Origin of the sequence: Paenibacillus sp. TAF43_2 (genome assembly GCF_052113545.1) — a bacterium.
In the GTDB taxonomy this organism is placed as follows: Bacteria; Bacillota; Bacilli; order Paenibacillales; family Paenibacillaceae; genus Pristimantibacillus.
Map to the genome: position 1 here is coordinate 18,803 of NZ_JBFRDK010000028.1, position 20,653 is coordinate 39,455.

Genomic DNA, 20,653 nt, shown 5'->3' on the forward strand with positions numbered 1-20,653 from the left:
TTGAAATTGATCTTTCGTATTAAAGGGCTTACAATGTTTTGGGACAGAAAGAGCATCAATTTCTGTCCCTATTCTATTCAGATATGAGGCCTGCACTTGTGTTAATTCGACAAGATTCATTACGGATGAAATTAGTTTGGTCAGCATTGATTTGTTTTGTCATTCCGCTAGCTGTTATTTACCTCGTCACCAACTATTTAACGAAAGATATTATTTTGGACAAAGTGGTCATGAATGCGGAAGACTCGCTCAAGGTTGCTAAATCTGAAATTAACAGCGTGTTTGAGCAGACATTGAATTTATCGAATTTTGTGTTAATGAATGCTGAAATACGTCAAATGCTAATGGTCAACAAAGCTGAATTAACGCTGCAGGAGCAAAAGCAGGAATATGCGGTTAATTTCAGTAAGCTGTCGCGAATTTTGGATGATCTTTTTATTCAAAAAAATGATTTTCAAGTTACGATTTTAGGGGTGAAGGAACCCTTTTATACAAACTATTCACACAGTGATTTGAACCCGAGATTGTGGTACGAGAGAAAATGGTTTCATCAATTAAATGAGCTGCCGATATTTTCTACCTATTGGCTTGGCGAACAAATTCAAACAGACAAGATGACGACGAATTACGTAACGATGGGAAGACCGATCAAGAAGACGGCAAGTATTCCAATTGGCTATATGATCGTTAATATAAATGAGCGCTTAATACGCCCCTATCTTACAACAAACGAAAATCAGGAAATGTTTTTGTTAGACTCAAACGGCGTTGTGATCTCGCAAGCGAACCCATCCAAAATAGGAGAAAAGCTGCTTTGGTGGAAGCCGGAGGGGATGGGCCGAACGATCGAAATCGAAAGAAAAAAATATGTGTATGTCGAGCAAAAATTAGAGAGCAACGATTGGCGGGTCGTTAGCCTTATTCCAATGTCTGCTGCCATTGATAAAAACAAACAGGTGTTGTTCGTTAGCTTCATCGTTCAAGCCTTGTTCTTCTCGTTATTTTTCGTGCTGTTGACGATCCGAATATCTGCATTAACGAAGCCTATTCGTGATTTAAGCGTGTTTGTTACGAAAATTGGACGTGGCCAGCTCGACGAGCGCAATAATATACGCGGGCATAACGAAGTCGGCCATTTAGCGAAAACGATAGATTTTATGCTGGATCGCATTCAAGAGATGTTCGAGCAAATTACATTAGAGCAGGCGAAAAAACGAAAAGCGGAGCTAGAAATGCTTCAGGCTCAAATTAATCCGCATTTTATGTTTAACCTGCTCAATTCGATAAGGCTCAATATACTGATTCAAGGGGATCAGGAGAATGCGGAATTAATCAAATCGCTTTCCTCTTTATTGCGAATGACGATTAATCGGGATAATGAGTTTATTCCTCTGGAGGAAGAGGGAGACACCGTTCTCCATTATGTGAAGCTTATGAATTTCCGACACGCCAACCAAGTAAGGGTCGCTTATAACTTTGAGGCTGGCTGCGAGCAAGCATTGGTTCCGCGATTCATGATTCAACCGTTAATAGAGAATGCGATCATTCATGGATTCGAGCAATTTGACGGTGAAATATTTATCGATGCGAACAAAGAGCATGACAATGGACGTGAGCTGCTTCGAATTGTGGTGCGAGATAACGGAATTGGAATGACTAAAGATAAGCTGAAAGAGCTTCAAGCGAAAAGTGAGGATGTACGCGACCCGCAGGAAAGCGAAAATAAAAGCTTTTCGGGCATCGGCGTAAAAAATGTGTTTCAGAGGCTGCGGCTCGTTTATGGAGAGTATGTCAAAACCACAATTGAAAGCGAGTCAGGTGTCGGAACGAAGATAACATTAATATTCCCATTCGAGTGTAAGAGAGCAGGTGCGCAGCATGTTGACGGCAATTCTAGTGGATGATGATTATCCGGTAGTACGTTATCTCTCTCAAACTGTTTTGTGGCATGAACTTGATATCCATTTGATCGGCTGTTATTCAAACGGTCTTGAGGCTTGGGAGGCAGCATGCCAGAGTCCGCCCGATATTATACTAACCGATATTGGCATGCCAAAAATGAGCGGGCTTGAGATGCTTGAGAAGTTTTGTGAAATTAATCCAAAAGGCAGAGCCGTTGTTCTGTCCTGCCACAATGAATTTAAATATGCACAGCAAGCGCTGAAATTGAATGTGAAAGATTATATTTTGAAAGAAAGCTTGGATGTCGAGCAATTACAAGCCATATTGAAAAATATCGTGACCGATTTGCAATTAGAGAACAAAAAAGCGACGGATATGGTGTTGTACAAGCAAAAGAATCAATCCGCGTTTAAAGAAAAGTTTTTGAAAGACACCTTGTTTCAATCCTATTGGACAAAGGAAGCATGGTTGGAGCAAGCTCGGACGAACGGTATTTCACTCGATGCCAAAAGCTATATTCCTCTAGTCGTTATTATTGATCGCATGTCGACCGTTGCAAGCAACAGGAAGTTGAACGATTATACGATTGCGTTCTCCGTTGAAAACGTCTTGCACGACTTATTGGATGCTTCGCGTTGGGTGACCTTTCGTTATAGCAATAAGCAGTTAGTTATTTTGTAYGGCAGCAATGATCCAGCCAAAGAGCAGCAAGAGATTTATTATGCGATGCAGGAAGCTATTGCCGTGATCTACAAGTATTTAAAAATATCCGTCTCCTGTATACAAGGAAGAGAAACGAGAGGGCCGAAAGAAATGCAAGGGGTCCTGCTTCCGATGCTGAAAGAGCCGGAGCATTGCTTTTATCTCAAAGAATCGGCAGTACACAATTTCGGAGTAGTGTCATTCTCCAAAGATGATATGTACACAGAGTATTCTCAATTATTTGCGAGCATTAATCAAAGCATCGCTTTAAATGAACCAGATGAGCTGCGGAATACGATCGTGGCGTGGACGCATGAGGTTCGAGCAAGAAGGTTTCATCCGAGCAACGTAAAGGAATTAGTGCTGCAGCTGCTTATGGACCTGCAAATGAAAACAAAAGTTACACTGCAGTATCACCCATTCTTATCGGAAGAGAAGCTGTACGATGCGGTGAATGCGATTGAAACATTAGATCATTTGGAAGAATGGATGATCCAGCATTTGAATGAGCTATCCAGAAGGTTAAGTATATATGCGATCAGCTCTAAACGTACGGAAGTAATCAAGGCTCAGCAATTTGTTGTGTCGCATGTAACGGAGAAAATGACGCTGGAGGATATGGCTAACCATTTGAACTTGAATTCCAGTTATTTTAGCCGCTTGTTTAAAAAAGAGACAAATCAAAATTTCATCGAATATGTCAATATGGTCAAGCTTCAGAAAGCGAAGGAGCTTCTCCAGCAATCCAGCAAAAGCGTTGAAGAGATTTCCGATTATTTGGGTTATGCCAACAAAAGTTATTTCATTAAGTTGTTCAAACGTGAGATGGGCATGAGACCTAGCGAATATTCGGTTTGGAGCAAAGGTCATTTTGAGTGAAACGGAGAGAGCTTTTATGACAGCAGCGAGAGCAATAGATCAGGTGAGATTACAATCGAAAGCAGATTTGCAGCAAGCAGTTAACGAGGCCTTTGAACCGTTGAAGGAGCGCTTCACTCCCGGATACGCTGGTTTGGATCTCGGTGCGACAGGAGCGATTCATAGTGAGGCTATCGCTTTGATGGAAGCTTTTGCCCGTCCATTATGGGGACTAGTTCCGCATGCCTGCGGCGGGGGAGAATCAGAGCTGTGGCCGATGTATGTACAGGGCATCATTCACGGAACCGATCCGGATCATGAGGAGTATTGGGGCCGTTTCGGAACGAAAGATCAGAGAATGGTAGAGCAATCTATTCTTGGCTTAGGACTCGCGCTTGCTCCCCATAAAATATGGGAACCGCTAACAGACAAGCAAAAAGACAATGTATACCGCTGGCTTAACCAGATAAATCTCGTTGATCGTTCCAATCCGAATAACTGGCTGATGTTTACGGTGCTAGTGAATGTGGGCTTCCAAAAAGTAGGTTTGCCGCATGATCRGGACATAATGGACACCTACCTGGACACTATTGATTCCTATTACTTAAGCGACGGCTGGTATTCGGATGGGAAGACGGATCAGCGGGACTATTATATTCCGTTCGCCATGCATTATTATGGACTCCTCTATGCCAAGCTGATGGAGAAAGAGGATGCGGAGCGGGCTGCGCGTTACCGTGAGCGTGCAAGCCTGTTCGCTCAGGATTTCATACATTGGTTCTCGGAGGATGGAAGCAGCATCCCATTCGGGCGCAGCCTCACGTATCGTTTTGCACAAGTTTCTTTCTGGAGTGCGTTAGTATTTGCGGATGTGCTGCCTTACTCCATGGGAGTGATGAAAGGCATTATTATGCGCCATTTGCGCTGGTGGTTCTCACAGCCGATCTTTACGCCTGATGGCTTGCTAAGTATCGGATATGCTTATCCGAATTTACTGATGGGCGAAGGCTATAATGCGCCAGGATCTCCTTATTGGTCGTATAAAGCATTTCTTATTTTAGCTTTGCCGGATGAGCATCCCTTCTGGCAGGCAGAGGAAGAGGCATTGCCTGAGCTTAAGCCGCTTGTCGCTCAGCCGCATGCACGTATGACCATTAGCCGTCCGGAAGGTCATAAGCATGTTATTGCCTATGGCTCAGGCCAAATGGCTAACTTCGATATGTCGCATAGCGCGGCAAAATATTCGAAATTCGCCTATTCGACCTTATTCGGCTTCAGCGTGCCAAAAGGTTACTACGGGCTTACGCAGGGGGCCTATGATTCGACACTTGCGCTAAGTGAATGCGATGAGCATTACCGAGTTCGGCGATTTTGTGAGGAATTCCGAATTCAGGAGCAATCGGTCTACTCCCGCTGGCTGCCATGGGCAAATGTAGAGATACAGACATGGATTATCCCGGCGGGCTTGTGGCATGTTCGTGTACATCGAATCAAAACGGAGCGCGAGCTTGATGTCGCCGAGGGTGGATTTGCGGTTCAGACGTTGGCAGGTGACGCAAAGGATCAAGCAGTTGTCCTAACGGCAACGGGAGGCGTGCTGGCAAAAATGCCGGATGGAATGAGTGGAATGATTAACATTTCCGGCTTCGAACAAGCGATGATGGTTTATCCAGAGGCGAATACAAATGTGCTTAAGCCTCGAACGATGATACCCACGCTAACCGCTCGTTTGACTCAAGGTGAGCATATACTCATATCCGCTGTCTTTGGTGCGACGAACAGCAAAGAGAACGAGCTGGAGTGGTTAAACCCTCCTAGCGTTGAGCGGGAAAGCTCGGGGAAAGTAATAATCGGAAATATACTTCATAATGACATTCTTCTGAGGTGATAAATAGTGATGTGGCAAACAGCAATTGACGATGCGATAGTTAAAGTGAAGCAAAATATAGGTAAACATCCAGGCAAGCTGCCGCATATTTCGGAGGGGCAGCGTTATGAGTGGGGAGAGAATGATGACTGGATCGAAGGCTTTTATATTGGCATGATGTGGCTTGCCTATGAATCTAGTGAAGATGTTTTCTATAAGGAAGCAGCACAGTCCTTTTTGCCGAGCTTTAAAGACCGGCTTGATCGCCATGTAGCGCTCGATCATCATGATATTGGTTTCCTATATTCGTTGTCAGCCGTTGCAGAGTGGCGAGTGACAGGAAGCGAAGAGGCCCGGATGGTGGCGCTTGAAGCTGCTGAGAGGCTCTATTCACGCTGGCGGCCGAGGATAGGGATCATTCAAGCCTGGGGCAAAGAGGATGACCCGGAAAACGGGGGACGAATGATCATTGATTGTTTAATGAATCTTCCACTATTGTTCTGGGCCTATGAACAGACAGGCGAACAAAAATATTATGATATTGCCTACAAACATGCTTGTGCCAGTCAAAAATTTCTGGTTCGTGGCGACCGATCATCGTATCATACGTTTTACTTCGATCCTAAGACGGGGCATGCGCTTCGAGGCGGGACTCATCAAGGTTATGAGGATGGCTCGACTTGGACAAGAGGGCAAGCTTGGGGCATTTATGGATTTGCACTCGCATATCGCTATACAAAGGATGCCGCTTTTTTGGAGACGTCCAAACGGCTGGCTCATTACTTCATTGAGCATTTGCCCGAGGATCATGTCGCTTATTGGGATTTTGATGTACCGATGGAATGGGATACGCCTCGTGACAGCTCAGCATCGGCTATTGCAGTATGCGGCATGTTGGAGCTGATGGAGCTGCTTGCTGAAGGGGATGCCGATCTTGCTATATTCGAAAAGGCCATTCATAGCAGCATGAATTCATTAGCTCAGCATTATGCAACAACAGATCTTCCGAATGCGGAGGGGCTGCTGAAGCATGGCTCTTATCATGTGCGGGGCGATCACGCGCCGGATGATTATATGATTTGGGGCGATTATTATTATTTAGAAGCGTTAATTCGTATGAACAATGGAATTAAAGGGTATTGGTAGAAGTTCCATTCATATATTGATAAATAAGAGGTTGTCCCAAAAGCGTTAAGCTTCAGGGGCACCCTCCAACAAATCTAATCGATTTATTCGCTGTAAGAACCTATGTGTGCTTAYWGCTYCAWYTCCCRCCTCGATCAGACGCCGCMGCAACTCTATAAGCGCATATATGCGCTTACAGACAGCAAGCCTAGCCATTTCACACGCTGTAAGAACCTATGTGTGCTTACAGCTCCAATTCCCACCTCGATCAGACGCCTCAGCACCGCAGTAAGCACATATATGTGCTTACAGACAGCAAGCCTAGCCATTTCACACGCTGTAAGAACCTATGTGTGTTTACAGCTCCACTTCCCGCCTCATCTATACTCCAAAATTCGCTTGCCCACCGTTTGCTTAATCGAGCATCAACAGACCAAAAAGAGAAAAATGGCGTCATAGGAATAAATCTCGGTAACGCCATCTTTTCAATTATCGTATCGAGCTATCTCTACAGCGAGTTAATCTCTTTTGGGACAGCTCCTTTTTATGGAGGGGAGGAAATGGATTGGTTATGTTGATGCATTGGCAAAGCGGTTTAGCTGCATTTTTAGCAATAGGTAAAAATTATACGATATCAGTCAAATCTGTTCATTATAGCGAAGTTTGGTTTCTGTCTATAATAGTACAAAGTTTAATTGTAAGTGCTTACATAGAGGGAGGAGGCAAGGACAACGTGAAAGGGAAAAAGCTGTTATTCGTCGTATGCAGCATGCTTATTGTACTTATTGCAGGAGCATTATCGCTTGGTAACATGCCTGCTCTAAACCCTGCGGATAAGACTGTGTTTACTATCGATGATTACGATGTATCGGAAAGTGAATTTCAAGCTTTTTTACAAAGCAACAAGGCTTTAACGACAAGTTATTTCAAGCGAACCTACAATGCCGATTATGACAAGGATTTTTGGGCAGCATCGTTCAACGGTGAAAACCCGCTGGAGTATGCGAAGCAAAAAGCTATGGATGAGCTTGTGAAGGTGAAAATGGAGCAAATCATTTTGAAGGAGAATGGTATCCTCAGTGACATTTCTTACGAAGCGTTCTTGAAGAGCTATGATCAAGAAAATAAGGATAGAGCAAAAAAAGCAGCTAACAATCAGCCTATTTACGGCCCCAAGAAGTATGGGAAAGCAGAGTACTACTCCTATTATCAAAGCATGAACGTTCAGAAGCTCATCGATAAATGGGCGAAGGAAGCGCAACGTTCACTGCCCGACCAAKAGCTTAAACTTTATTATGACAAGGTGAAGCAGCAGTATTTTCACAAAGGGTATGAATTCGATTACGAGAAAATTTCCTTGGATAGCAAAGCGGGTATGAAGGAGGTGCTGACACTTAATCTGGCGGAAACCTCCAAAGAGGATACACTATCGCAAAATCTTTACACCCTATTTCTTGGCCTCTCGGAAGGCGAGTATAGCGATATCGATCAATCAGGCGAGGGAATGTATAGGTATAGGCTTCTAGCAAAGCGAGATAAAGGCATGGAAAAGTATGAGGATGTTAAGAACGCCGTCGTTCAACTGTATGTGCAGGAGCGGCTGGAAGAAGAAGTGGGCAAGCGTTTGAAACAGACGAAGATTGAATTTAATAAGGAGGTGTTTCCTAAAATAACGTTCATGTCGTAAGTGTATCAAAAATAATAGGAGGATGATTTTTTTGAAGCATTATATGCAGCAAAAGCTTGTATCCATGGTTCTATTAGTCGCACTCTTAACGACAATAGCGATTCCTGCTGTTTCAGCACAGGAAACGGGCGTACCACCGGAGGATTCGCAGCCGCTAGCCATAGCAGAGCAGACGGTAACAGGCTCGACATATTATGTCAGCAATGAGGGCAATGACGATAATGATGGCAAATCGGAGGATAAGGCTTGGGCATCACTAGAGAAGGTTAACAGCGTAGGCTGGAAGCCTGGCGATCGCATTTTATTCAAGGCTGGCGATGTATGGAATGGCTCATTGAAGCTAAGAGGAATATCGGGCACCAAGGAAGCACCGATCATCTTCGATAAATATGGCAGTGATGATCCTTCTGTAAGACCAATCATTAACGGCAATGGAACAACAACGACTGAGAAATCGGCTATTATTCAAAATTATACAGGCGTGAAGGATAAAACATTATCCGCTACGATCGACGTTGTGGACGGCAGCTACCTGCAGTTTCACAACTTTGAATTAACGAATAAAAACCCTGACGTTGTCTCGCAGCGGGCAGGCATTAACATTAGAACAGCTTCAACCAATGTAACGGAATGGGAAGCTAACCCGCACCGAGGAATCGTAGTGAAGAACAACTATATCCACGATGTCGATGGCAACCCTACTGGCTGGAAAGTAGGCAGCGGCGGCATTCTGATTCTTGGCAATATTGAGGATGTGCTCGTTGAAGGAAATACGGTGGAGCGGGTCGATATCGAAGGCATTCGAAATGCGGGTCTTTACCGAGAAGGCGATACGAAAGCAAATTTCCCGAGAGTTCTGCGAAATGTGGTGTTCAATAACAACTATGTTGCCGATGTGCAGGGTGACGGCTTCGTTATGAGCAACGTGGGCAGCAACGGCAGAATGGAATACAATACGGTCGTCAGGCATTCGGCGAAAAATGTAGGCAACGTCAATTATGCCGGCCTATGGGTCATTGGCGTGAAGGATATGGTCATTCAATACAATGAAGTATATGGCGGTATTTATGGCTACAATGATGGGCAGGCCTTTGACGTAGATATGTTTTGCGAAGGAACTCTCTATCAATATAACTACAGCCACAGCAACCGTGGTGGATTCATATTATTTATGAGCGGCTCAACAAACTCTCTCGTTCGCTATAATATTAGTGTAAATGATGGAGATGGTCGATATATATTCCATTATCTTCCTACTACACTTGGAGATGCTCCATTAATTCATAACAATACTTTCTTTACGGATGCGCAGGTGCAGACGAAGCTGATCAGCGATCCTGGAAAATACTTAAGAATGTACAATAATATCTTTTACTCCAAGGCCAATACAACGATTGGACAAGACCGCTTTGCTGGCGGCGAAGTGAAAAATAATATTTTTTATCCGGGCAGCGAGTACAAGGATTTGAAGCTGACTGGATTATCATTGGATCAAAACTTGTTTGCAAGTCCGCAATTCGCAAGAGCGGGTGAAGAGCCCAAAGATATCATTAATGCTAGCCAAAGCACATTTGATGCAGAGAAATTGAACGGATACAAATTGCTGCCAGGCTCACCGGCAATCGATGCAGGGATGGATATGACAGCATTGACGCCATCGGTATGGGCACCTGCAACAAAAGACTTCTTTAATAATGCGATCACATCTGCAGCTAATGTGGATATCGGAGCGCATGAATATTCGAATGATGCGCCAAGCGAGCAGGCACCAGAGGTAATGCCGCAAACGATTGTCATTGACAAGCCTGTGCTGGAGCTTCATGCAAAGCGTAGAGGCGAGAAGATGACGGCTTCGGTTGGTCCAGACAACGCATGGTTTAAAGGAATCAAATGGTCGAGCAGCAATCCTGCAGTGGCCGCCATTAATGCGCAAGGTTTTGTATCCCCGCTGCTTGAGGGCGAAACGATCATTACAGCTGAAAGCACTATTAATCCGAATGTGAAAGCTGAAGCGCGAGTCATTGTTCATGCGCCTTCAAAGGTTGTATCCTACCTTGTTGCTTCAGACGAAACGGAGCTGTCGGAGGAGAAGACTACGCTGCAGCTAAGAATTGACGGCGTGACGGAGGATCAAAATGCGATTGAATATGCGGATTATCATCAAGTAGAGTATGCGACGAATAATGAGAATGTCGTCATAGACTCGTTGACAGGCAAGCTTGAGGTGATCGGCGATCTAGCAGGAGTCACTGAGGTTGAGGTTTCTGCTAAGGTGCAGGAATACAAGGACTTGGTCTACTCGGAGAGCTTCGAGAACGGCTGGAATGACTTCCTGCCAGAGACTGGTACGAGTATTACGACGGGCAGCATTTCGGATAAGGTCGCTTATCATGGCGATCAAAGTGCGCTATTTGTTGTTGGAAACGGCAGCAATGCCATTCAAAAGGTGTTTGGCGGCAAGCAGCAGGGCGTCGTATCGATGATGCTTTATGATGACGGCTCCGAAAGCTCGAAGACGCGGGTTGTCGCGCATGTCGGAAATGCAAGAAGCAGCCTGCTTGCAGGCATGGGCTTATTGTATGACGGCGGCACCTATGGGTCGCTGGAGTATTATTCAGTAAGGGCAAGCGGATCTTCAACCGCATGGGAAGCCACTCCTGTGAAACGAAGCGTCGGTTGGCATGAACTGAAGTGGGATTACACATCAGGTACAGATTTAAAGATGTATATCGATGGGCAATTGGTGAAAACAACGGCAGCGATTGCAAGCTTCGACAGAATCGTACTCGGTTATTTATGGGATAGTGCAAATGGACGTACATTTGCTTTCGACAATATTAAATATTCTTCGACGGGTGAATTAGTTCCATTACGGGCAAAAGCGCTGACTCTTCACGTAAAACAACCAGAGCCAAAGGCGCCAGCATGGGAAAACGCAGTAGTGACCGCTTCGAATGTGACGCAGACGGGAGTAACCTTAAACTGGACACCGGCTGTCGATGCTCCAAGCATCACAGAATATGCCATTTACAAGGATGGCGTCAAACTGGCGAGCGTTGCAGGCAGTGTGTATAGCTACCAAGTAAGCGGACTATCTGCGGATACGTCTTACACGTTCAAGATTGAAGCGGGCAACGCAGGCGGCAAGTGGAGTGAGGATGGTCCAAGTGTTGTCGTGAAAACGAACGTGGATACATCATCGCCGGGTGGTACACCTGGAGGCGGTACAACCAATCCTGACCCGGTGAATCCAGGTGGAAAAGATCCTGAGAAACCGACAACGGACATTGTACTAACGGACATCGAAGGACACTGGGCATCGGATGCCATACAGCAAGCGGTTAAGCTTAAATTTATTAATGGCTATACGGACAATTCCTTCCGTCCAAATGCAAGTGTAACGCGCGGAGAATTTGCTGCAATGCTGGCAAGAGCTCTGCATCTAGAAGAAAAAGGCGACGCTGATTTTGCAGATATCGACATGATTCCTGCATGGGCAAGACCTTATATTGCGAGTGTAGTGAACGCAGGTATCGCAAGCGGGTTCGAGGATAACACGTATCGTCCGGCTCAAGCGATTACGCGCGCAGAGGTGGCAGCTATGATCGTCCGTGCGAAGAAGCTGCCTCTAGAGAACAATGCCGAGCTATCGTTTAAAGATGCTGATCAAATCCCAAATTGGGCAAAACCTTATGTGGCAGCAGCATTCAAAGCGGGACTACTTCAAGGCAGAGATGGCGGCATATTCGCTCCTGCGGATCAGGCAACAAGGGCAGAAGCGGTGACTTTAATTATAGCATTGCTGAATAGCAAGTAGCTCGTTAGGGATCGGGAAGAGTGAAATACTTCCCGATTCCTTTTTTAGTTATTTTATTATTTCATCAAGGGTGTAGACTCATTCAGTATCGTCAAAATGCTGTTATAGATCTTGGTAGAGATGGACAATTTATAGATGAGGGCTTATTAGTAAAATGCCGGCTCTAAGCTAAAGATTCATTTTTTTTAGTAAATCGTGACAAAGTTGTTACGAATGAAGATTCGGACTTGCGCCTTGAGCCACAAAAAGCTAACATATAGTAAAATAGGTTACGTGCGAAAAAAAGGAGGTCCCTTCATGTTTTTGGCAGAAGCAGCAGCTCAAACAGCAAGTAAAATTGGAACTTTCGATTGGTTTATGTTGGCCTTTACCGTATTGATCGCAATCGGACTGGTTCGACTACTGACCGCTCGTCCGAAGAAAAACATTTTTGCGATCGGTTTTACAACCGTTTCACTCGCATTGTTTTTGTTGATTGATTTCATTATGATCACAAAGGTTTGGATGGCGTAATAGCATACATAGAAAAAAGGTCTGCCGGACAAGTCCGGCAGACCTTTTTCTTTGTTGCTAGAAATTAAACCCACCACATCTCGCCAAGCGGCTCGCGGATAAGAATTTGTTGAAGATTTTGAACAGCTTTCGTGAAGCCTTCATCAACGGACATTAGGCCGTCTTCATGCTCGATGCTCACAACATAGTCGTAGCCGACTAGACGAAGCGCGCTAAGGATGTCTGCCCATGTTTTGAGGTCATGGCCATAACCAACTGTACGGAACTGCCAAGCACGGTCAAGCATAAGGGCATACGATTGCATGTCCGTTACGCCGTGGTGATTTACGTTAATCGGATCGATTGTCGTATCCTTAGCATGGAAGTGATGGATAGCTCCAGCGCGTCCAAGGATATGTACCGCTTGAACAGGGTCAATTCCTTGCCACCACATGTGGCTCGGGTCTAGGTTGGCGCCGATTGCATTGCCAGCCGCTTCGCGAAGGCGAAGCATAGTAGCCGGGCTGTGAACGGAGAAACCGCCATGCAGCTCAAGGCCCATCTTCACACCGCTAGCTGTAGCAATTTTGCCGATCTCAGACCAATATGGAATAACTTTCGCTTCCCATTGCCAGTTCAAAATTTCTTGGAAATCGTTTGGCCAAGGTGCAACCGGCCAGTTCGGATATTTTGCATCCTCGTGATCGCCAGGGCAGCCGGAGAAAGTATTTACAACGGAAACTTCAAGACGGTTAGCAAGCTCAATCGTTTTACGAATAACCTCATCATGCTCAGACGAAATCGCTTTCTGAGGGTGCAAAGGGTTACCGTGGCAGCTAAGTGCGCTGATCATCAAACCGCGTGATTCTACTGCATGTTTAAACGCTTTCAGTTTTCCTTCATCGGCAAGCAAACCATCAAGGTCACAGTGTGCGTTCCCAGGGTATCCGCCAGTTCCGATTTCAATGGCATCAAGTCCTTTGGATGCGATGTAGTCAAGTGCTTCCTCGAACGGCTTTTGTGCAAAAAGTACGCTAAATACTCCTAATTTCATTTGTTCATTTACCTCCCGAATCCATCGATATGGATTGATTTAGTAGTCCCATCTAGTATAACACTTCTATTCTCAGAACACATAACCGAAATCATATTTGGCAAAATCGCATAATAACTAAACAAAACAAGCGCAGTACGAGGAATCGAGATTAATAATTAGTATTTTTTTGGGAGAACAAGTCTACCGATTTTCATTGTTGTATATGGGAAATTATGCTATATTACAACGGATTACTACTATTTCATGCAGCATAGTTTCTTCATTAAGAGAATGGTGTGCATGAACAAAAATTAGGAGAGTGGCTTCATGAAAAGCAGCTTGCTACGTGTCTGCAGCTTCATTGTATTAGGAGCGATTGTTGCAGCAGGAACGGTATGGGGTGCTGGTGCAGGCAACACAGCTACACATACGCTGAATGCTGCGAAAATTAATGGAGAGGTTTATGTCAAAGCAAGCTCATTAACAAATGCTCTAGGCGGAACGGGTACGTTTGATTCCAAGACAAACACGTACGCGTATACACCAGTCGACATTCCATCGGTTGTAAAGAAGGTATCGCCTTCCGTCGTCGCGATTATCGGCAAGCCGAAGGATATTGGCTCGGCAGATCCTAGGTATGCATTGGCGCATGGAACCGGCGTTATTATTCGCACAGATGGCTGGATCGTGACGAATGCGCATGTTGTTGAGGATATGACCAATCTGGTTGTCGTTACAGCAGACGGCAAGAAATACGATGCAGAACGCACGCATCACGATGAGGCGAGTGATCTTGCATTAGTTAAGATTAAGGCATCGAAGCTCCCAATCGCGAAGCTTGCCCCGTCACCGCTCAAGGTTCAAGTAGGTGAGACGGTTGTAGCCATCGGCACACCTGTATCGTTCTCCCTTCGCAATACGGCAACAAGCGGTATCCTGAGCGGCATGAATCGGAGTGTTTCTTCGGCATACAACCTGCTCCAAACGGATGCATCGATAAATCCAGGCAACAGCGGTGGGCCGCTTGTCAACATGAAAGGCGAGGTCATCGGCATTAATTCTTTAAAATTTGTAGAGGTAGGAGTCGATAATCTCGGGTTCTCTATTCCTGCGGATACCGTACAGTACGTAACGAGTCATTTTTTCAAATACGGACATGTGAAACGCGCCTCGCTTGGCCTTGGACTTGAGGAAAGCTGGTCTGCGCTCATCGGAATCCCGACCTCCGACCCGTTAACAGTCAAATCGGTGACATCGGCAGCCGCCAAAAAAGCAGGTATCCAAGCTGGCGATTTGCTTTATAAAGTTGCAGGCAAGCAAGTATCCGCAAAGGTGGAGCTTAATGAGCTCCTAAAAAGTTATTTGCCGGGTCAACAAGTAGAGGTAATGCTGCAGATCGACGGCGACCTTGTTACCCGCAAGTTGACATTAGTAGAAGGTTAGGCGGCAGAGTTAAATTTAGAACAAAGCTATCATTTAATTATAAGGGGATATAGTTTATGAGATTAAATATGTTTAAAAGAATGTTAACCATGCTCTTGCCGGTTTTGCTTGTTTTAGCGATGCTGCCGGTAGCTGCATTCGCAGCAGAGGCAGACAATAAGGTTGAAGTACGCTTGAAGGCGGGCAGCAAAACGGTCAAAATTAATGGGAAAGCTACTACGGTAGAGGCTCCTTTTGTAAGCAACGGAACAACGATGGTTCCGCTAAAAGTCATTACAAATGCTTTTGGCGCAGGACTTAAATTGGAAAACGGCAATGTAATCACACTTACTTACAATGACCGCAAGATTGTTTTAACTTTTGGCAGCAAAACGGTAAAAGTGAACGGTGCAGTTAAAGCAGTAGCTGTTGCTCCGGTTGCGGTTAAAGGCTCAACAATGGTGCCGCTGCGCGTTATTGTAGAAGCTTTTGGCGCAAAAATTACAGCTGACAATGCGACTAAAGAAACCATTATTATTGGTGTGCGTGCGCAATCGTCTGCTACTGGCGGCACATCTATTGATTCCGAATTTGGCAAAACAAAAATTGGCGACAGCTACCATGGCTGGTCATTAAATTATCCAGCAGGCTTGATTCAAGTGGATCAAAGCGATAACGGCGAATTTATTACTTGGGCAGATACTGCCGATGATTCCAAGGTTGCTGCGCAAGTGAATGTGATTACGGAACGTGTAGGCGATGACTTGCTGTCTGTCGAAGAGCAGAGAGAGCTTATGATTTCCTATTATGATCAAGATGAGATTACAGTAGACAAACGCACGATCACAGTAGGCGGTTTAACCTTCGAGAAGGTGATAAGCTACGCTAAGCAAACAAAAATGAACTACGAGTATCGCGGTATTCAAAAAGGCGATAAGTACTACATTGTTATTGTAGGCGCTAAAGGTGCGAATAAGTCCGTTTTGACTAGCTATGATACATTCTTAAACAGCTTTACTCCTTCCTTTAATACAGCAGATAAATCGCTTAAGGATGTTACGAAGGTAAAAGATGGCGTAATCACCTTCAAAGACGAGGATTACGGGCTCACTGTTAAGCTTCCAACGGATTGGAACAAAGATTATGAGAGCACGACACCATCGTTCCAAAACGGTAAGGAACTTTTCTTCTTTTCTCTCACTTCATTAACAGCAGGCGTTACGATGGACAATTGGGCACAAAAGAGGGAAGCGAGAATTCGTGAGGATTTTGTTAACTCAAGTGTTCGCAACTTCGTTACTACACCAGTAACTTTGATTGATGGCAAGGCGGTAGCGCTGAGCTATGAGCTTTCGTTAGGTGAGGACGCATGGTTTACCTATAATGAGATTGCTTTATTTTCAGGAAATTACCGTTATACATTAGTTTATATGTATCCTACCGCTAATAGCGCGAAGAGCAAGCTTACGTACAATCAAGTTTTGGCTTCCGTAGATATTGATACTGCTTTAATTGAGAAAAACTTTGGCAATGTCGAGGAAAGCTATGATTTGGCTGACCGCAGCACAAAAACAACAAAACGCAGCTCTACTTATGGTTATTCTATTGAACTCCCAACCTACTGGTATGGAATTCAGAAAAACTTTAACGAAGATGATGTTTTGTATTCGTTTAGTGCAGGAAGCTTAAATATTTTTGAGTCGGATGCACCAGCGGCTAGCGTTGTAAACTCGCTTTTGCAATATGTGAATTCAGCGGAAGGCAGCGCGGAGGGAAGTACGACGAAGCAATCCAATACGGTTACGATCAATGGGAAAACAGCACAGCATGTCGTTATCCATACCTCTAAGCCAAAAGATGATATTCCGTATACAGAAGAGTTTTATATTTTTGAATCAGCACAAGGAAATATAGTATTTAATTTCTACTACAACGATGTGCGTGCTACAGAAAGCAACCTCAAAATCATTAACGACGCCGTGCAATCGATTCGTTTTAATTAGTAGAAGGCCGGTTCCCTTATTTGGGAATCGGTCTTTTTTTCATTTAAATGAGGCGTCAAACGTGAATGCTAGCGAGATGCCAGTATTGTGTAGTGGTATAGATGTCCGTGGTTTGTTAAGATAGTGGAAGCAGGTTTCAAGAATGAGAGGGATTGATAGTTAATATGACAGATACAATAATGAGATCGGACATAGAGCTGCTGGCTCCGGCTGGCGATTGGGATTGCATGAGAGCGGCTGTTGCAAATGGCGCGGATGCGATATTTTTTGGCGTGGAGAAATTTAATGCCCGCGCACGCGCGAACAATTTCCGCAGTGAGGAACTGCCGGAAATTATGGCATTTTTGCATACGTACGGGGTAAAAGGTTTCCTCACATTTAATATTCTCGTATTTGAGGATGAGCTGAGAGACGCGCAAAAGTTAATCGAAATGTGTATCGATGCAGGCGTGGACGCGGTAATTGTACAGGATTTGGGACTTGTGAAGCTGATTCGCGAGCTGTCGCCAGACTTTCCAATTCACGGCTCTACTCAGATGACGATCACATCGCCAGAGGCTGTCGAGTTTACGAAGCCGTTTGGTCTTGAGCGGGTCGTGCTAGGCCGCGAAAATAATTTGAAGCAAATTCGTACCATTGGCGAGCAAGCGAAGCTGCCAATGGAGGTATTCGTGCACGGTGCGCTATGCGTATCGTATTCGGGCCAGTGTCTCACGTCCGAGATGTGGGGAGGACGCTCGGCCAATCGCGGTGAATGCGCGCAGGCTTGCCGGCTGCCGTATGATTTGATGGTCGATGGCGAGGTACAGCCGATGGGAGACATTGCGTATTTGCTGTCGCCGAAGGATTTGGCGGCGATTGATATTGTGCCGGAGCTCATCCAAGCGGGCGTAACCTCGTTTAAAATTGAAGGACGTCTAAAAAGTCCGGAATATGTCGCGAATGTCGTGAGCAAGTATCGGCGCGCGATCGATAAATATTTTGACGGCGACTTGTCGAAGCCGTCTGTGGAGGATGTGCGTGAGCTGCAGCAAAGCTTCTCGCGCGGCTTCACGCATGGTTTCCTGTCGGGAACAAACAACAAGATGCTTGTTGAGGGTACGTTCCCGAAAAGCCGCGGTGTCTACCTCGGCCGAGTAGAGCGCATTATGCGCGATGCGGTTACGCTGAAGATCGAAGCGCCGCTTAAGCGCGGAGATGGCATTGTGTTTGATGCAGGCGACCCGACGAAAAAGGAAGAGGGCGGCCGCGTTTACGATATTCGCCGTCAAGGCGTGAAGATCGAGGGCGAAGCGCAGGAAGGCATATTGATCGAACTGGTTGCTGGACGCAATGATGTTGATTTGCGCAAGGTTCATGTAGGCGACCGTGTGTGGAAAACGAACGATCCGGCGCTGGACAGACGCCTCAGAGCTTCTTTTGAAACAGAAAAGCCATATCGCGTATTCCCGCTTCATGTTCGAGTGACGGGCGCGCTTGGTCAGCCGATGCGTACCTGGTGGACAGATGTGCAGAAGGGAACGACGGTTGAAGTCGCGTCAGAGATTGATTTGGAGCAGGCACAGAAGCGTCCGATGGATGCAGCGCTGCTTGAGGATCAACTGGGCCGTCTGGGCGGAACGGTTTATCAGCTTGAGAAGCTCGAGGTAGAGCTGCAAGGCGATTTGATCGTACCGATCCGTGAGCTGAACAGACTGCGCCGTGAAGCGGTAGAGCTGCTTGCAGGCGAGCGTCCGAAGCCGCCTGTCTATGTGAAGAATGCAATTTATGCAAGCGAGGACGCTGTTTTGGCTGATGTGGCGAAAAAAGATATTTTGGCTCCTCAGAGCGGAAAAGATGCAAACTTGATCGCACTATGCCGCACCTTGGAGCAGGTGCAGGCAGCAGTCAAAACCGACGTCGCTTATGTATACGCCGATTTTGAGTTTATTAAACAATTCCCTGCAGCGGTAGCCGCTGCCCGTGAAGCAGGCAAGCCGATTGCTCTGGCTACGCCGCGCATTCACATGCCTGGCGAAAATGGCTACCATGCGAATATATTGAAGCTGCAGCCCGATGCCGTACTTGTTCGGAACACTGGAGCGCTTTATTACTACTTGCGCGCCCGTGCAGCTAATCCGGACAAGCCGTTTCCTAAGCTGATTGGCGATTTCTCACTGAACGTAGCCAATCATAAGGCAGTGAAGCTGTTTACCGAGGTTGGTCTTGATCTGATTACACCGTCGTATGATTTGAACATTCAGCAGATGGTTGACTTGCTGGAAAACTCAGATACGTCGATGCTGGAAATGGTTATCCATCAGCATTTGCCGATGTTCCACACGGAGCATTGCGTATATTGCACCTTTATGAGTGAAGGAACTGACTTCACAAACTGCGGACGTCCTTGTGAGGAGAAACGTGCTTCCCTGCAGGATCGTATTGGCATGGCGCATCCTGTACGCGTAGACGAAGGCTGCCGCAATACCGTGTACAATGCAATCGAGCAATCGGGCGCTGAGTACATTCGCAATTTTGTAGGAATGGGCGTATCCAATTTCCGTGTCGAGTTTCTAGAAGAAACGCCGGAGAAAGTGCTTGAAGTGTTGTCTCTTTACCGTGATGCGCTTGATGGCCGTATTAGCGGTACGCAAGTATGGCGCAGCCTGAAAGCCATTAACCAGCTTGGCGTGACGCGTGGTCAACTGGTCAAATAAATCTAACAAATTTCAAGCAATACCGTCTTCTCTGCGAATGGGAGGGCGGTATTTTTTTGCTGTGAAATTTTAAAAAGGCGCATTTGCAACCTTTTGCGCTTCAAACCGCATCTTTACTTATAGAGAGAGCAGGTGAATGGATGAGTGCGGAGCAACGAGCGATTGAACGACTGATAGGCGGTGACGGCTCCGCCCTGAAGTGGCTGATGGAGCAGTACGGCAACGATATTTTGCGTACAGCCGCCTTGCTGCTAAAGGATCATCACTTGGCAGAGGATGTGAGCCAGGAGGTATTTATAACCGCCTTTCAAAAAATAAAACAATACCGCGGCGATGGAAGCCTGCGCGGCTGGCTGCTGCAAATGACGATTAATCGCTGCCGCAGCAAGATGCGGCTCGCTTCTTGGAAAAGGCTGCTGTTTCGAGCCGAAACAGGAGAAGAAATGAGCGTGCATAACATGATGTTTAAAGCGCCGACCGATGCGGGAGTTGAACAATGGCTGCTGGCCTCATCGCTTCGTGAATCCATTGAGGTTATGCCTTTCAAATATCGTGAGGTCATCGTTCTTTATTATTATCAAGAGCTGACCATTAAAGAAATCGCGCAGGTGCTCGGTGAGCCGGAAAGTACCATTAAGAGTAAGCTTGCGCGAGGACGGCGACAGCTCAGGCAGCMATTAGAGGAAGGAGACTGGCAGGATGAAACAAGAGCATGATGCAAAAAGCATTCGTGAAAATTTGGATATAGAGCTGGCGGGTGTTCAGTTCACTGAACAGCTTCAAAAGACTGTTTTAGACCGAGCATGCCCTCCTTCATTTTGGAATCGGGAGCTGCGTATACCTGGGATTGCTGTCGTTTTAGTTCTATGCATGTGTATCGTTGTACCCGTAATCGGCTGGCAGCGTTTAACTTCATCCGTATATTCTCCGCAAACGATGGCAGCCAAGCCCGAACTTGAAGGCAGCGATCGGTTAATTATGATCGCAGGCGGCGTTTATTATGAATCAGAGCTGCTTGAAGGGTGGCCGAAGGAAAAATGATACGA

The 20,653-nt window shown here is 45.8% G+C and carries 13 protein-coding genes; 12 read left to right on the top strand and 1 reads right to left on the bottom strand.

Annotation, left to right across the window (positions count from 1 at the left end; genetic code table 11):
• The first annotated feature begins 98 nt into the window (after window positions 1-98).
• The 7 genes from AB4Z17_RS08685 to AB4Z17_RS08715 all read left to right on the top strand — a co-directional run bounded on the left by AB4Z17_RS08685 (window position 99) and on the right by AB4Z17_RS08715 (window position 12,471).
• Window positions 99-1,904, top strand: a complete 1,806-nt coding sequence (locus tag AB4Z17_RS08685) for a cache domain-containing sensor histidine kinase (RefSeq protein WP_441910237.1) — start codon at window positions 99-101, stop codon at window positions 1,902-1,904.
• Window positions 1,879-3,483, top strand: coding sequence for a response regulator transcription factor (locus tag AB4Z17_RS08690; protein WP_441959288.1), 1,605 nt, complete (start codon window positions 1,879-1,881; stop codon window positions 3,481-3,483). The genes AB4Z17_RS08685 and AB4Z17_RS08690 overlap by 26 nt, the downstream gene beginning before the upstream one ends.
• A 16-nt stretch (window positions 3,484-3,499) precedes the next feature.
• Window positions 3,500-5,350, top strand: coding sequence for a DUF2264 domain-containing protein (locus AB4Z17_RS08695; protein WP_441959290.1), 1,851 nt, complete (start codon window positions 3,500-3,502; stop codon window positions 5,348-5,350).
• Between the two features lie 9 nt (window positions 5,351-5,359).
• The gene (locus tag AB4Z17_RS08700; RefSeq protein ID WP_441959291.1) at window positions 5,360-6,475 is read left to right on the top strand and encodes a glycoside hydrolase family 88 protein; all 1,116 of its coding nucleotides are present in this window, start codon (window positions 5,360-5,362) and stop codon (window positions 6,473-6,475) included.
• A 712-nt stretch (window positions 6,476-7,187) separates the two neighbouring features.
• Entirely contained in the window at window positions 7,188-8,141 is a 954-nt protein-coding gene (locus tag AB4Z17_RS08705) for a hypothetical protein (protein ID WP_441959292.1), read from the top strand.
• Between the two features lie 31 nt (window positions 8,142-8,172).
• Window positions 8,173-11,958, top strand: a complete 3,786-nt coding sequence (locus tag AB4Z17_RS08710) for an S-layer homology domain-containing protein (RefSeq protein ID WP_441959293.1) — start codon at window positions 8,173-8,175, stop codon at window positions 11,956-11,958.
• A 297-nt stretch (window positions 11,959-12,255) separates the two neighbouring features.
• Entirely contained in the window at window positions 12,256-12,471 is a 216-nt protein-coding gene (locus AB4Z17_RS08715) for a hypothetical protein (protein ID WP_076266151.1), read from the top strand.
• A gap of 64 nt (window positions 12,472-12,535) precedes the next feature.
• On the opposite strand, the gene AB4Z17_RS08720 is transcribed toward AB4Z17_RS08715, so the two are convergent.
• Entirely contained in the window at window positions 12,536-13,504 is a 969-nt protein-coding gene (locus AB4Z17_RS08720) for a sugar phosphate isomerase/epimerase family protein (RefSeq protein WP_441910243.1), read from the bottom strand.
• A gap of 309 nt (window positions 13,505-13,813) precedes the next feature.
• On the opposite strand from AB4Z17_RS08720, the gene AB4Z17_RS08725 reads away from it, so the two are divergent.
• From AB4Z17_RS08725 to AB4Z17_RS08745, 5 genes are all read left to right on the top strand, one after another.
• Window positions 13,814-14,929 (top strand): S1C family serine protease, encoded by a 1,116-nt coding sequence (locus AB4Z17_RS08725; protein WP_441910244.1) that lies wholly within the window; start codon window positions 13,814-13,816, stop codon window positions 14,927-14,929.
• Window positions 14,930-14,985: 56 nt separating this feature from the next.
• Window positions 14,986-16,911: a stalk domain-containing protein gene (locus AB4Z17_RS08730; RefSeq protein ID WP_441959295.1), complete on the top strand. Its 1,926-nt coding sequence runs from the start codon at window positions 14,986-14,988 to the stop codon at window positions 16,909-16,911.
• A 164-nt stretch (window positions 16,912-17,075) separates the two neighbouring features.
• Entirely contained in the window at window positions 17,076-19,607 is a 2,532-nt protein-coding gene (locus AB4Z17_RS08735) for a DUF3656 domain-containing U32 family peptidase (RefSeq protein WP_441959296.1), read from the top strand.
• Window positions 19,608-19,747: 140 nt separating this feature from the next.
• On the top strand, window positions 19,748-20,323 hold the full coding sequence (locus tag AB4Z17_RS08740) for an RNA polymerase sigma factor (RefSeq protein ID WP_441959298.1): 576 nt from the start codon (window positions 19,748-19,750) through the stop codon (window positions 20,321-20,323).
• Window positions 20,307-20,648 (top strand): hypothetical protein, encoded by a 342-nt coding sequence (locus tag AB4Z17_RS08745; RefSeq protein ID WP_441959300.1) that lies wholly within the window; start codon window positions 20,307-20,309, stop codon window positions 20,646-20,648. Before AB4Z17_RS08740 ends, AB4Z17_RS08745 begins: the two co-directional genes overlap by 17 nt.
• Window positions 20,649-20,653: the final 5 nt, after the last annotated feature.